The sequence below is a fragment of the Bradyrhizobium sp. JHI2711 genome (assembly GCF_056156565.1).
On record NZ_JBPZPT010000003.1, the window covers coordinates 988,112 to 1,001,733 of the forward strand.

Annotated in this window: 12 protein-coding genes and 1 tRNA gene; 8 read left to right on the plus strand and 5 right to left on the minus strand. The window is 63.1% G+C overall.

The features are described from left to right. The first annotated feature begins 95 nt into the window (after window positions 1-95). The 6 genes from ACTEK7_RS26960 (at window position 96) to ACTEK7_RS26985 (ending at window position 5,968) form a co-directional block, all read left to right on the plus strand. Window positions 96-1,049 (plus strand): LysR family transcriptional regulator, encoded by a 954-nt coding sequence (locus ACTEK7_RS26960; protein WP_225148649.1) that lies wholly within the window; start codon window positions 96-98, stop codon window positions 1,047-1,049. 297 nt (window positions 1,050-1,346) lie between these two features. After that, the gene (locus tag ACTEK7_RS26965; RefSeq protein WP_225148648.1) at window positions 1,347-2,306 is read left to right on the plus strand and encodes a fatty acid desaturase; all 960 of its coding nucleotides are present in this window, start codon (window positions 1,347-1,349) and stop codon (window positions 2,304-2,306) included. A 236-nt stretch (window positions 2,307-2,542) separates the two neighbouring features. Next, the gene (locus ACTEK7_RS26970) at window positions 2,543-3,541 is read left to right on the plus strand and encodes an ABC transporter substrate-binding protein (protein WP_225148647.1); all 999 of its coding nucleotides are present in this window, start codon (window positions 2,543-2,545) and stop codon (window positions 3,539-3,541) included. 59 nt (window positions 3,542-3,600) lie between these two features. Further along, window positions 3,601-4,311 (plus strand): ABC transporter permease, encoded by a 711-nt coding sequence (locus ACTEK7_RS26975; protein ID WP_225148646.1) that lies wholly within the window; start codon window positions 3,601-3,603, stop codon window positions 4,309-4,311. After that, window positions 4,299-5,174 (plus strand): ABC transporter ATP-binding protein, encoded by an 876-nt coding sequence (locus ACTEK7_RS26980; RefSeq protein ID WP_225148645.1) that lies wholly within the window; start codon window positions 4,299-4,301, stop codon window positions 5,172-5,174. Before ACTEK7_RS26975 ends, ACTEK7_RS26980 begins: the two co-directional genes overlap by 13 nt. 104 nt (window positions 5,175-5,278) lie before the next feature. Continuing rightward, window positions 5,279-5,968: a Crp/Fnr family transcriptional regulator gene (locus ACTEK7_RS26985; protein WP_225129871.1), complete on the plus strand. Its 690-nt coding sequence runs from the start codon at window positions 5,279-5,281 to the stop codon at window positions 5,966-5,968. Here the strand turns inward: ACTEK7_RS26985 and atzF are convergent. Beyond that, window positions 5,965-7,347 carry an allophanate hydrolase gene (gene atzF, locus ACTEK7_RS26990; RefSeq protein WP_225137202.1) on the minus strand — a complete coding sequence of 461 codons (1,383 nt, stop codon included), beginning with the start codon at window positions 7,345-7,347 and terminating at the stop codon, window positions 5,965-5,967. The genes ACTEK7_RS26985 and atzF overlap by 4 nt on opposite strands. Before the next feature lie 245 nt (window positions 7,348-7,592). Here atzF and ACTEK7_RS26995 point away from each other — a divergent pair, with 245 nt between their 5' ends. Further along, complete coding sequence (locus tag ACTEK7_RS26995) at window positions 7,593-8,639, plus strand: SMI1/KNR4 family protein (RefSeq protein ID WP_225148644.1); 1,047 nt, start codon at window positions 7,593-7,595, stop codon at window positions 8,637-8,639. Between the two features lie 24 nt (window positions 8,640-8,663). On the opposite strand, the gene ACTEK7_RS27000 is transcribed toward ACTEK7_RS26995, so the two are convergent. Then, a tRNA-Ser gene (locus ACTEK7_RS27000) sits at window positions 8,664-8,753 on the minus strand. 194 nt (window positions 8,754-8,947) lie between these two features. Between ACTEK7_RS27000 and ACTEK7_RS27005 the strand changes: the two genes are divergently transcribed. Next, window positions 8,948-9,289, plus strand: coding sequence for a hypothetical protein (locus ACTEK7_RS27005; RefSeq protein ID WP_225148643.1), 342 nt, complete (start codon window positions 8,948-8,950; stop codon window positions 9,287-9,289). A 158-nt stretch (window positions 9,290-9,447) separates the two neighbouring features. Here the strand turns inward: ACTEK7_RS27005 and ACTEK7_RS27010 are convergent, their stop codons facing one another. From ACTEK7_RS27010 to ACTEK7_RS27020, 3 genes are all read right to left on the minus strand, one after another. After that, window positions 9,448-10,911 carry a trehalose-6-phosphate synthase gene (locus ACTEK7_RS27010; protein WP_225148642.1) on the minus strand — a complete coding sequence of 488 codons (1,464 nt, stop codon included), beginning with the start codon at window positions 10,909-10,911 and terminating at the stop codon, window positions 9,448-9,450. Window positions 10,912-11,153: 242 nt separating this feature from the next. Further along, on the minus strand, window positions 11,154-11,975 hold the full coding sequence (gene otsB / locus ACTEK7_RS27015; RefSeq protein ID WP_036016048.1) for a trehalose-phosphatase: 822 nt from the start codon (window positions 11,973-11,975) through the stop codon (window positions 11,154-11,156). A gap of 4 nt (window positions 11,976-11,979) precedes the next feature. Then, window positions 11,980-13,467, minus strand: coding sequence for an MFS transporter (locus ACTEK7_RS27020; RefSeq protein WP_036026149.1), 1,488 nt, complete (start codon window positions 13,465-13,467; stop codon window positions 11,980-11,982). Between the last annotated feature and the right edge of the window lie 155 nt (window positions 13,468-13,622).

The following is a 13,622-nucleotide window of genomic DNA, read 5'->3' on the forward strand; positions in this document are numbered from 1 at the left end:
TTGCTCCAAGGGATGAGACGAGCCACGCAGATAGCGGCGCTGCCGCCAAACCATTAGAATGTCCGCAATCCAATCATTTGTGACGTGAATTCAACATGGCCCGTTTCGATACCAACCGCTCGGCCGAGATGGAGGTCTTCGTCCGCGTCGTGGACCTCGGCGGCTTCACCCAGGCCGCGCGAAAGCTGCGTCTGACGCCATCGGGCGTCAGTAAGCTGATCTCGCGTCTGGAGGCGCGCCTCGGCGCGCGGCTCGTCAACCGCACCACGCGCAAGCTGACGCTGACAGCGGAAGGCCAGGCCTTCTACGAGCGATCGTTGCGCATCCTCGCCGAGATGGAGGAGGCCGAGCGCGAGGCGGCCTCGGGCGCGGCGCCGCGCGGCCGCCTCACGGTCAACTGCAACATCCCCTTCGGCATGCTGCATGTGATGCCTTTGATCCCGCGGTTTCTGGCGCAGCATCCCGACGTCACGCTCGATCTCGTGCTGACCGATACGGTGATCGACCTGATGCAGGAGCGCGCGGACGTCGCCATCCGCGTCGGTCCGCTGCGCGCCTCGCGTCTGGTCGCGCGAAAGCTCGGCACCAGCCGCATGGTCGTGGTCGGCGCGCCGGATTATCTCGCCCGTTGCGGCACGCCCAAGATTCCGGCCGACCTCGCCGACCACCGCGGCATCGGCTGGACCTTTCCACGCAGCATCCGCGGCTGGCCGTTCAGGCGTGGCGACCACGCCGAGGAGGCCCTGCCCCCGCCGGTCGCGCGCGCCAGCGACGGCGAAGCCGCCCGCCGCCTCTGCCTCGGCAGTGTCGGTCTCGCGCGCCTCGCGCTCTTCCACATCGGTCCCGACATCGAATCTGGCCGCCTCGTGCCGGTGCTGCAAGGCTACAATCCCGGCGACCGCGAAGACATCCACGCCGTCTATGTCGGCCATACCGCCCCACTCCCGGCACGCGTGCGCGCGTTCATCGATTTCCTCGCCGAGCACGTGCGGGTGAGCGACCCCGCGCTGAAGCGGACCGGGGATGGGAAGTGGAAGCTGGTGGGGTGAAGCGGCGGCGGAGGGCGCAGGAGAAGCTTGCCCCCGGCAGGCTTGCCGAGCCGAAGCAAACGGCACCGAGTCCGCCTTCGGCCTGCGGGCTTCGGCGCGCCAGCCTTGCGCAAACGTCGTTTGCGAAGGCTGGCGAGGAGAGTGTCAGTCCAGGGATGCCGGGCGAGCCAACGCCGGCGAAATAAATTGCTTCTGCATTGCGGCCGCGCTTCCTAGGGTCGGCCTGTGCTTGGCCAATTCCAGCGTCCTCACGAGCACGGTCAAGTGTGCGATTCCGAAAAAGAGGCGACCACGATCATGAGCAATGCCATCACTGCCACCGGAGAGAAGCCGCTGACTCCAGCCATGCTGCGCGAATTGTCGGTGCGGTCCGATTGGCAGGGTCTGATCCGCGCGGCCAGCCACTACGGCGTGATCGTCGTTGTCGGCGCGCTGATCTGGCTGGTCTCATCGCAATACGGAATCGTCTGGGCGTTGCCGCTGGTGGTCGTCCAAGGCTACTTTGTCGCATTCCTGTTCATGGTGGTCCACGAGACCGCCCACAAGACGGCATTTCGCAGCCGGGCGCTTAATCTCGTCTTCGGTCATCTCTCCTCGTTCGCGGTCGGCTTGCCTTACGAATATTACTGTTTATTCCACTGGGATCATCATCGGTATACGCAGGATCCAAAGAGGGATCCGGAACTGCTGTCGGTTCCGATCCCGACCTCGGACGCGCAATTGGTGATCGTCTACAGCGGCTTGCGGCAGGTTGCCTTCCGGGTGGGGCTGATGCTTCGCCATGCGTTGACCGGCAACGCCACGTCACCCTGGATTCCCGAAGGCAAACGCCACATCGTCGTGACAGAGGCGCGTCTCCATCTGGCAGGCTACGTCGCGCTGTTGCTGGCATCGATCGCGTTGCACACCTTGATCCTGTTGTGGGTCTGGGTCGTCCCCGTGATCGTCGGTCAATTGTTTCTGCGTCCGTATCTGCTTGCCGAACACACCGGCTGCGATCGCACGCGCAGCGCCTTCCAGAACACCCGCACCACCTATACCGCCAGGTTCGTGCGCTGGTTCGCATGGAACATGCCCTATCATGTCGAACACCATGCCTATCCTTCGATTCCTTTCCATGCGCTGCCGAAACTGAACCGGATCGTCGCCGATCGGATCGTCTATCGGGGCCCGGGCTACATCGCAGTGACGCGGCAGACGTGGGCCTGGTTTCGCCGCGCACGCAACGGTACCGAAATCCCGATCGGTTCTGATTGAATTCGGCGTCGGGCTTGGCGAAAGCCAGCAGAGCGCCGCTGCCGCAGGCCATGCTGCGCCCAAGGTGTGAGCAGCTTGATGAATTTATTGCCCCGATCACGGTCGGAAGCTGTTTTGCTTGCGCAAAAAGTGGACAGCAGGGCCTTGTCGATTAATTGCTTCATGATCTTCGATCTTCAGACGATCCTGTCGTCAAGGTCGATCACCTCCGATCGCCGGCATCACAGGGGTTTGGCATGCGATCAACAACTGCTCTTCGCTTCGCCGTGTTCGTGCTATCTGCGTCCTTCCTGTTTGCGCCGTCCGAGCGCGCGACGGCCGAGGAATTGCTGAAGGCGCGGCTCGCCCAGAATCTTGGGCCGATCTCGGGACTGGCGATCGTTGCCAATGCGAAGGGCCTTTTCGCCAAGCACGGGCTCGACATCTCGGTCTCCAACTTCACCAGCGGGAAGCAGTGCCTCGATACGGTGCTTGGGGGAGGGGCGGATTTCGCGACAACAGCCGAGGCGCCGGTCACGGCGGCCGCGATGGCGCAACAGCCCATCGCCTTCGTGGCGGGGATGGAATATTCGGATCTCAAGACCATGACCGCAGCTTCTGCCGGAATCAAGACGAAGGCCGATCTGCGTGGAAAGCGAATCGCCTTCACGGCCGGAACCGGCAGCGAGGTCTACACCTCGGTTCTGTTGAAAGCGGCGGGCCTGACGTCGAAGGACGTGACGCTCGTCAACCTGCGACCGCAGGAGATGCTCCCTGCGATGGCGGCCGGCAGCATCGACGCATTCGACACCTGGGAGCCACACGTCGCGAATGCGAAGAAGGCTCTCGGCGAAGGCGCGATCCCGCTTGATACCAAAGGTCTCTACTCGGAGACCTTCAATATCGTCGTGACGCAGTCTTACCTCGCCGCCAACCCGGCGATCGTCAGCAAGTTCCTGGCGTCCCTCATCGAAGCCGAGGGCTGGCTCAAGGCGAATCCGGGTGAAGCAATCGACGTCATCGCAGCGGCGACTGGGATGAAACGCGATGAATTGGCGTCGATCTGGACGGACTACGTCTACCATGTGCGCCTCGACGACAGGATTCTCACGACTCTGAAAACCCATGCCGCCTGGCGGCTCGAGACCGGCAATCATCCCCCTGGAGCGAGCATGCCCGATTTCACGAAAGTCCTGGTGACGGCGCCGCTGAAGGCGCTCGATTCAGCTCGCGTCACGCTGGGGGCACGCCCGTGAGCGTCGGCAGACGCAGCAGCGCGACCGAACGGCTGAGCGTACTGGTCGCCGTCCTCTCCGTGCCCGCCTTCACAGGCATGTGGGAACTGGTTGCGCGCTCCGGCATCGTGAACACCGTGCTGTTTCCGCCGCCATCGACCGTCGCCGTTGCCGTTCTCGAATGGATTCGCAGCGGACAATTCTTCGCCGACCTGATGGCGAGCCTCGCGCGCGTGGCCGCGGGATTTGCCATCGGGGCCGCGGGCGGAATCGTGCTCGGCATCCTGACCGGCCGGTTTCGGCTGGTGTCCAGCCTGCTTTCGCCCTTGTTTCACATCCTTCGCCCAATTCCTCCCATAGCCTTCGTGCCGATCGTCATCCTTTGGTTTGGCCTCTCGGAGACAGGCAAGCTTTTCCTGGTCGTTTGGGGCGTGTTCTTCACGGTATGGCTGGCGACCCACATCGGGGTGCAGAAAGTCGACCACGGACTTATCCGAGCCGCCCAGATGCTCGGCACGCCGCAACCGCAGATGCTGTGGGAGATCGTCCTTCTTGGCGCGCTGCCCTATATCACGGTCGGTCTTCGAACCGCGGTGAGCATCTCCTTCTACACGCTGGTCGCCGCCGAGTTGGCGGGAGCGTTCGCCGGTATCGTTTATCGTATCGAAATTGCGCAACAGAACATGCAAACGGGTCAGGTCATGGGCGGGCTGGCGGCTCTCGGGCTGCTTTCCTTCATCGCCGACCGTTCCTTCGCAATTCTTGCCGAACGTGCTGTGTGGTGGCGATGATCCCGAGCCTGCTTCGTCCAGACCAGCCGCTCAGGCTCGTGGATACGTACCCGCCGTCCGCCGCGGCGCGTCAGGCGATCATCCGGGTCGAGGATTTGAGCATCGTCTTCGATGCGCCGAGCGGGCAGGTCATCGCAGTCGACCGCGTATCCCTGGCAGTAGCCCAGGGGGAATTCGTCTCGATCGTCGGTCCATCCGGCTGCGGCAAGTCCACGCTGCTGAATGCAATGGCCGGCCTCGAGCGGCCGTTCGGAGGCCAGGTGCTCATGGCCGGCGAAGCAATGCGCAAGCCACGACCCGAGATCGGAATGGTCTTCCAGCAGCCACATCTGTTTCCGTGGAAATCGGTGCGCCGGAATATCGCGCACGGGCCCCGCGCTCTCGGCAAGCCGAAAGCGGAGGCGCTGCGGATTGCCGACGGTCTCATCGAGATGATCGGCCTGACCAGATTTGCGTCGGCATATCCGCACACGCTATCCGGGGGCATGCAGCAGCGGGTTGCGATTGCCCGTGCCCTCGCCAATCAACCGCGTGTCCTGTTGATGGACGAGCCGTTCGGAGCGCTGGATGCGCAGACCCGGGCGGTCATGCAGGACAATCTGCTCGAGCTCCGCGAGCGGATCAATGCAACAATCGTCTTCGTCACACACGACATCGATGAAGCGATCCTTCTCTCTGACCGTGTGCTGATCATGAGCGCCGGACCTGGCCGCATCCTCAGGGATCTTCAGGTGAGCCTGCCGCGGCCGCGCTCCAGCGCCATTGTCGCGGAGGCCGCCTATCTCGCCCTCAAGCGGGATTGCCTTGACCTGATCCGCTCGGAAGGCCGCAGGGCCTTCGAGCAGATGGAAATCAAGACGTAGGCGCCTGACGATATGTTCTGGCATGGCTCTTGAATAGCTTTCCCCTGCGGCGGCAGGGGAGCGAGCAGATGTCAGCGGCAAGTCTCAGGAATGCGACCGGCATCATGCTGGCGGGATCGGATGCTCTGGTCGGGTCGCTGCCGAGCTTGTTGGATCCGTTGTGTGAGGCTGACCGGCGCCGTGTCCTCGCCATCGGCCGCGAGGAGGTCCTGCCGGCAGGCAAGCATGTCTGGCGTCAGGGCGATCTGCAGAACGGCATTTATCTGATCGAAGAGGGGCGTATTCGCAGCTACTACGCGGCGCCTTCCGGACGCGAGGTGACGCTGGCCTACTGGTTCGCCGGCAATTTCGTCGGCGGCCCCGATCTGTTCGGTACTGGTGCCCACGTATGGTCTTCGGTTGCAGTGGAACGAAGCCGAGTGACGTTCTTGCCCGGCCCAGCCCTGCGCGCGCTGGCGCTTCAATCGGCAAGTATCGCAGTCGCGCTGCTGGATGCGCTCGCCTTCAAGGCACGGTGCTACTCGGCCATGGCGCAAATGCTGGGGACCCGCTCGGTGACCGAGCGGCTGCATCGTCTGTTGGTCTTCCTCTCGAAGATCTACGGTTCGCAGCAGGGCCGCGAGATCGTGATCGGGATCCCGTTCACGCATGGTGATCTCGCCAATCTGATCGGCTCAACCCGCCAATGGGTGACGGTGCAGCTTTCCCGCATGCAGGCAAGAGGCGTCATCCGTTATCACCGGGGCCTGATTGTGATCCTCAATCTGCGCGCCCTCGATCTCGAAGTGGTCTAGGAGGCGGCCTTCGGATATTCCTTTAGATCGAACAGTCTGGCCTTCGCATCGGGCAGCCATCGTTCGGCAAGGTCGAGAACAACATGGTCGCGCCACGCAGGTGCCAGCAAAGTGATACCCATCGGCATGCCGTTGCCGAGCGTTGCATTGGGAACCGACACCGCGCACAAGTCCACGAGATTGGCAAAATAGGAGTAGTAACCGAGGCGGTTGTTGAGCGTGATGGGATCTTCCATCATCTCCGCAATCGTGAAGGGGCGTGGCGCGGTCGGTACCACCAGAACATCGATCTCCTCGAAAAGCGTTTGGATCTGGCGTCGCAGCTTCCAAAGTCGATGTTGCGCGGCGAATGCATCTGTTGCGGAAAACCGGGCAGCTCCGCTCAGCACGTTGCGGATGACGTCAAGCAGGTCTCCATGATCGATGTTCATGAGCTTGCTGATCGCCGCATGACGTTCGGCAATCCAAGGCCCTGAAAAGAGCATTTCACCGGCTTCGGCGAAAGGCGCGAAGTCAATGTTCCTGGCTTGACCTCCCAATCCCGAAAGCCTCGTGCAGGCCTGCCTGTAGAGGTCGTCGCATTCCGGCATGCCGAATGAATTGAGATGACCGACAGGGACCTGGCCGAACCGGAATTTGCGAGGAGATGGGAAGGACGAGGCAATCCGTTGGCGGCTAAAGGGATCACTGTCGTCGAATCCTTCGATCAACCCGAGCAGAATTCGACCTTCGGCAATGGAATTGCAGAAGATCGAGGGACAATCGAGCGTCGGACAGTTCGGCACAAGTCCCCGGGACGAGACGAGGCCGACGGTTGGCTTGATCCCGATGATTCCGTTGAAACCCGCGGGAATCCGGCCTGAGCCGCCGGTATCTGTGCCGAGAGCGAAGGCAACATGGCCGGATGCTACGGCAGCAGCCGAGCCGGAGCTCGAACCACCGGAGACATACAGATCGTCCGCCGCACTGGAACAGGCGCCGTAAGGGGAGCGGGCGCCGGACAGTCCGGTTGCGAACTGATCCAGGTTGGTTTTGCCAAGACAGATCGCACCCGCGGCCGCCAATTTCTCGACGCATCTAGCCGATTGCGCAGCCCTATATTCGAATGACGGGCAGGCTGCTGTCGTTGGCATGGCCTCAACGTCAATATTGTCCTTGACGCCGAATGGCACGCCAAGGAGCGGCAGGACTTCACCCTCTTCCGCTCGTTGCACAAGGGCATCAACCTCAGCCAGCGCTTCTTCCATGGGCCGCACATAGATCCAGCAATTGCGGTGCCGGTCCCGCTCGATGCGCTCATAGGCGCTTATGATGATGGAGGCTAACTCGGCACGAGAACGGAGGGGTCGGCTCTGCGCGGATAGGATCGCTTGCGGCACGGAATAAGCTCCTGAGGGCATGACCCCACGAATATGAAGCCGCTGCCCAGCAATGAAAGCAACTAAGCGCCTCAACCGCACCGGCGGGACTCGAGCCTGCAACCAAACCGTTATGAGCGGCAGCAAATGGCGGAGAGAGTGTCAGTCAATCCTGATTGACGTATAAGCTGTTTTCATTCCGAAGGGCGGCAATCAACGGTCCTGGCTACTGGGCGCTTAGACACGCCTCGTAACATGACGAGGTAATGAAGATGGCGACGAAACGGCTCTTTGACGACTTTGACTTCGAAGGCTTCTGGAATGACTGTCCGTATTCCCTGGAGAACTATGTCGAGCCTCCGCCGACCGACGAGCTGATCGCCTCCATTGAGCATGAAATCGGAGGGTATCGGCTGCCGGCGGCCTATGTCGACCTCGCACGGCGCCACAATGGCGGAATGGTCAAGCGCAACTGCCATCCAATGAAGGAGCGTACAGGCTGGGCGGCGGACCACGTGGCTATCGAGGGGCTCTTCGCTCTTGGCCGTACGTCCACCTATTCACTCGCCGGGAAGTTTGGCGCCAAGTTCATGATCGAGGAATGGGGCTACCCGCCGATTGGCGTCGGAATCGCCGACACGCCGGCCGGCGGCCACGAACTGATCATGCTGGACTACCGGAGCTGCGGAAAGCGGGGCGAGCCGCAGGTCGTGTACGTCGACCAGGAGGATGACTGCCGTATCGTCGTCGTCGCGCCGGACTTCGAGACCTTCATTCGCGGCTTGGTGGAGGAGTCCGAGTACGACACTGCTGAGGAGGATCGGGCCGCTGCGATCGCGACCGTCGAGCGGGGAACGTTATCGCCAATCGTGGTGCGAGCCTTGGCCGCCGTCGGCGACCGTCTGCCGCACGGCGAGCGAATGTTGCGCACCTTGGCCCGGCAGATCGTGGACGAGAAGGGCTTCTTTGCCCTGCACGACGACGAGCGCTCACATCTGATGTATGGACTGATGTTCTGGCTTTATTCGAGCCTTCGTACGGCCAGATCCTTCGAAGCTTTCTTGGGCCGGTCCGAGACCGGCACCTCCTACGACTCGCCTTGTTACGAGCTGATGATCGCTTTCGACCTTGTCACCGAACCTTACGGCTTCAACACGCGCGGGTACGCCGAGGGCTTTGTGAGGGACTGGTGGGACGCGTGCGTCGCCCGCGGCGACATGGCCGAGATGGCGGAAGGCTACCGTCTGACTTCCAGGGCCGAGGCGGCCCTGCTCGGACGCTTGGCGACGATTGCTGGCCCCGAAGGCAAATAAGCCGGCGCGATTGATTTGAGCGGATGGCGGAGAGAGTGGGATTCGAACCCACGGTACGGTTTCCCGCACACACGCTTTCCAAGCGTGCGCCTTAAGCCACTCGGCCATCTCTCCGGAGCGCCCTCTCTTGAAGGGGCGCCGACGATTTTGCAAGGGATCGCGGAGATATCGGGCGATTTTTCCGCAACTTATTGTATTTACAGCACAATATCTGGCTCCACAGGTACCTGGAGCGGCCGCGGGGCTGAACCGCGGGCGGCCCTGGCGCGACGATTCACGGCAAGCCGCCACACACGACCGGGGACGCCATGACCATCCGCAACACCATCGCCGCCTTGAGCCTGATCTCGACCCTCGGCTCCGCCCTTGCCGCGCCGGCCCTGGCCCAGGTCTGCACCCGGCAGGGGGTCGACGTCAGCTGCGACGACGGCCGGCGCAGGGTGCTTTCAGGCGATGCCATCCTCTGGCCGGACGGCACGCGCTCCAGCTCGGCGCCGCATCAGAGCGTGATCATCGGCAACAAGAGCTCGGTGCATGTCGGGCCCGGCGTGTTCGTCGGCCAGGGCAAGGGCCTGGTGCCGCTGGACGATCCGAACGCGCCGAACAAGCGGCAATGCGCGATCCTGGACGGCGTGTCGTATTGCTATTGAGGGGCCGTTTTTCACCTCTCCCCGCTTGCGGCGAGAGGTCGGATTGCATCGTAGATGCAATCCGGGTGAGGGGATACAGGTCTCTCGATAGATATCAGGTATGGAGAGAGCCCCTCACCCCAACCCTCTCCCCGTAAGAATGGGGAGAGGGAGAAGAACTAGATCAACCGCACGCCTGAGATCGCCGACTTCAACCAGCGCAGCGCCTGCGGCGGCTGGGCCGCGAGCGGCGCCACGGCGGCCTTCTCGGCGCGGCACTTCTCGAGCTCGGCGACGAAATCGGCGGACCATTGCTGGATGGTGTGGCCGCGCAGCTTCTTCATCATCGCATCCCAGCGCATCTTGCGCTCGGTGAGCGGCATGGATGCCGCGACCGCGACCGCGCGGGCCATGCCGTCGATATCGTGCGGATTGACCAGCAGCGCAGCGTCGAGCTCGTTGGCGGCGCCGGCGAACTTCGACAGCACCAGCACGCCGGGATCGGCGGGATTTTGCGCGGCGACGTATTCCTTGGCGACGAGGTTCATGCCGTCGTGCAGGGGCGTCACCACGCCGACCTGCGCGGTGCGGTAGAGACCGGCGAGCACGGCCTGGCTGAAGCCTTTGTTCAAATAGCGGATCGGCGTCCAGTCGACCTCGCCGTGGCGGCCGTTGACGTCGGTGACGAGGCGCGCGACCTCGTTCTGGAGATTGCCATAGGCCTCGATGCCGCCGCGCGAGGGATTGGCGATCTGGAGCAGCGAGATGCTGCGCGCAAATTGCGGCTGCTCGGTCCAGAGCCGGTCGAATGCGCTGATGCGGTTGACGAGACCCTTGGAATAGTCGAGCCGGTCGACGCCGATCGCGAGGCGCTCGCCGTTGAGGCTGCGGCGCAGGCGCGACACATCCGGATGCGCGGCCGACTTCGCGGCATAGGCGGCGAACTTCTCCGCATCGATGCCGATCGGGAAAACTTCACAGCGCGTGCGCCCATGCTGCGAGACCACGACCCCGTCCTCGATGGTGAGGCCGAGCTCGGCGCCGACATAGCCGAGGAAGTTCTGCCGATCTTCCTCGGTCTGGAAGCCGAGCAGATCATAGGCCAGCATCGCGGTGATCAGCTCGCGATGGTTGGGTACGCCCTGCATCACAGCAGTGACGGGCCACGGCGTATGCAGGAAGAAGCCGATGGGATCATCGACGCCGAGCTCGCGCAGCTCGGCACCAAGCGCGAGGAAGTGATAGTCCTGAACCCAGAACGCAGTCCGGGCTTTGCGGAAACGCATCAAGGCGCGCGCCATGAAGGCGTTGACCTCGCGATAGCTGACATAGTCCTCGCGCGAGACGCGGATCAGGTCGCTGCGCGAATGCAGCGCCGGCCACAGCGCCGAATTGGCAAAGCCTTCGTAGTATCCGCCGTAATGGGCCGCCGGCAGATCCAACGTCGCAATCGCGCCTGTCCCGAGCGCCTCGATCTCGGCGAACGGCTCCTTCTGGTGGCCATCACGCACCCGGCCGGAGGAACCGACCCAGATCGCACCAGAATGTTCCACAACGGGAAGCAATGCCGCCGCAAGGCCGCCCGTCATGGGCTCGTTGGGTTTGCCGCGGGCGACGCGATTTGAAACGACGATCAAGTTCACAGGTCGTCCCCTCCTGTTCATTCCGCCCCATTTAACTGCCGTTCATCAATATGGTTCCTGATCATCGTTTCAACCAATTGAAACCAAAATCGGGCGTGCGCGTTGGAACTGGTTTCGCTCGTGGAACCCAGTCATTTCGCTGCAAAGACAGCGTTTCCGGTCCTGTTGCGCAGCATGCATCGCACCGCGCAATGGCGCTGCGATGCAAGCCTTTGTGTCTGCGAGATGACGCTGCCTTGGTTTCACCTGGGATCGAGCAGGTGCGCAAGGAACGCACGCACATCCGCCGGCGCATCGAAGTGGCCATTCACGCCCATGGCGCGGCGGCCGACCGAGAACGCCAGCCCGTCCATGTCGGGCATGATCGCGAACACGGTCTCATCGGTGACGTCGTCACCGATGAACAGCGGACGACGTCCTTTGAACGGCGCGCGCTTCATCAACTCGCGCACGCCGCTCGCCTTGGTGAATCCGGAATGCTTGATCTCGCAGACGAACTTGCCCGGCAGCACCTCGATCGGCGCATTGGGCAGATCGGCGCGGATCAGTGAGACGGATTCGTAGATCGCCTTCTCCGCATGCGGCGCCAGGCGGTAATGCAGCGCGAGCGAATAGCCCTTGTCCTCGAGCAGGATTCCAGGGCTGAGCTTGGCGATGGCGGCGAGGCGCCGCTTCAGCTCCTTGTCGAGCGGCGGCGCGTGCAGGGCATCCGCTTCACTGTCCACCGCCAGCCGCATCTCCGCGCCATGACCGGCGACGGCGCGGAACACGTCGGGCGCGAAGATCAGGTCGATGTCGTTGAGCGAGCGGCCGCTGACTAGCGCCAGCGCCCCCGAGGTGCGCTCGGTCAAAGCTTTCAGCGTTTCCGACAGGCCCGGCGGCACCCACACCTCGCGCGGCGTCGGCATCAGCTCAAGCAGCGTGCCATCGATGTCGAGCAGAATGGCGATTTCATCGAGATGCGGCACCAACGCATGCGGCACCGGCACCGTTTCCGGCGTCTCGTCGTCATCAGGTATGGTGAGCTTCTGGTCCAACGCCATTTCCGCAAGTTCCGATTTCATCAGTCTACTCCATAAAGGCGAGCGGCCGCGCGATGTGTTCGAGCGATTTGCGCTCGGCGGCGACGGCATAGCGCCACGCCACGATCGCAGCCGCGATCATCAGGACGGCCCCCAGCAGATAGCCGGCGAATACGCTGGTGCGCGATCCCGTGTCGATCAGCGCGCCGAACAACGCCGGCCCGATCACGCCGCCGATGCCGGTGCCGACCGCATAGAACACCGCGATCGCCAGCGCGCGAACCTCGAGGGGAAAGGTCTCGCTGACGGTGAGATAGGCCGCGCTCGCGGCGGGCGAGGCGAAGAAGAAGATCACCATCCAGGCGATGGTCTGCCCCTGCGCGCTCAGGACACCGATCGAGAACAGATAGCCTGATAGCGCCAGCAACAGGCCCGATGCGCCATAGGTGAACGTGATCATGGTGCGGCGTCCCAGCGTATCGAACAAGCGGCCGAGCAGCAGCGGCCCGAGGAAATTGCCGGCCGCGAACGGCAGCAAGTACCAGCCGACGTGGTCGGCCTTGATGCCGTAGAAATCGGTCAGCACCAGCGCGAAGGTGAAGAAGATGGCGTTGTAGAAGAATGCCTGCGCGCTCATCAGAACGAGGCCGACCAATGCGCGCCGGCGATAGACCGAAAACAAGGTGTGGACCACCTCGGGGATCGGCGTGTGATCGCGCATCTTCAGGCGGATCTTGGTGAAGCGTCCGTCGCTCGTATCCTGGTCGTGCCCGATCACCGACCGCTCGATCCCGTCGACGATGGCATGGGCCTCGTCGGGACGACCATGAATCATCAGCCAGCGCGGACTTTCCGGGATCCACATCCGCATCAAGAGCACGACGAGGCCGAGGGCGGCGCCGATCAGATAGGCCAGGCGCCAGCCGAGATCGGGAGCGAATACTGCGGGATCGAGCAGCACGATGGCCGCCACTGCGCCCATCGCAGCCCCGATCCAGAAGCTGCCGTTGATCACAAGATCGGTCCAGCCGCGATAGCGTGCGGGCACCAACTCCTGGATCGTCGAGTTGATCGCTGTGTACTCGCCGCCGATGCCGGCGCCGGTGAGAAAGCGGAACAGCGCATAGCTCGCGACATCCCATGACAGCGCGGTTGCGGCCGTTGCCGAGAGGTAGAGCGCCAGCGTGATGAAGAACAGCTTCTTGCGGCCGATACGGTCGGTCAGCCAGCCGAAGCCGAGCGCACCGAGCACGGCGCCCGCGAGATAGGCGGAGTTGGCGATGCCGAGATCGAGATTGGAGAACTGCATCGATGGGCTTTGCTTCAGCGCACCGGAGAGCGCACCCGCAAGCGTCACCTCGAGGCCGTCGAGAATCCAGGTGATGCCCAGCGCGAGCACGACGCGGGTGTGAAAACCGCTCCACGGCAGCGCATCGAGCCGCGAGGGAATGCTGGTCTCGACGATGCGGTCGGTCACGGCCGCCGCCGAGACTACGGGTGCATAGTTCAGCGCTGGGCTCTGCTGCAGTTCCATCGGATTGTTGCGTCTGATCAATGGAAGCGGCCCCGGCTCACATGACGTGGACGGGGTCGATCCGATCATCGGGGTGCGGCATTCTGCCTGCCACCTGCGACAACGTTTGCGAGGGGGCCGGGTTCCCGCGGGAACGCCAGCGAGCACCGCTCGTT

What these genes read in the sequence shown, in the direction of transcription:
- otsB (WP_036016048.1), bottom strand. Translation starts at nt 11,975, where the DNA reads ATGAAATCGGAACTTGCGGAAATGGCGTTGGACCAGAAGCTCACCATA.
- ACTEK7_RS27020 (WP_036026149.1), bottom strand. Translation starts at nt 13,467, where the DNA reads ATGGAACTGCAGCAGAGCCCAGCGCTGAACTATGCACCCGTAGTCTCG.
- ACTEK7_RS26970 (WP_225148647.1), top strand. Translation starts at nt 2,543, where the DNA reads ATGCGATCAACAACTGCTCTTCGCTTCGCCGTGTTCGTGCTATCTGCG.
- ACTEK7_RS26960 (WP_225148649.1), top strand. Translation starts at nt 96, where the DNA reads ATGGCCCGTTTCGATACCAACCGCTCGGCCGAGATGGAGGTCTTCGTC.
- ACTEK7_RS27005 (WP_225148643.1), top strand. Translation starts at nt 8,948, where the DNA reads ATGACCATCCGCAACACCATCGCCGCCTTGAGCCTGATCTCGACCCTC.
- ACTEK7_RS26965 (WP_225148648.1), top strand. Translation starts at nt 1,347, where the DNA reads ATGAGCAATGCCATCACTGCCACCGGAGAGAAGCCGCTGACTCCAGCC.
- ACTEK7_RS26985 (WP_225129871.1), top strand. Translation starts at nt 5,279, where the DNA reads ATGCTGGCGGGATCGGATGCTCTGGTCGGGTCGCTGCCGAGCTTGTTG.
- ACTEK7_RS26995 (WP_225148644.1), top strand. Translation starts at nt 7,593, where the DNA reads ATGAAGATGGCGACGAAACGGCTCTTTGACGACTTTGACTTCGAAGGC.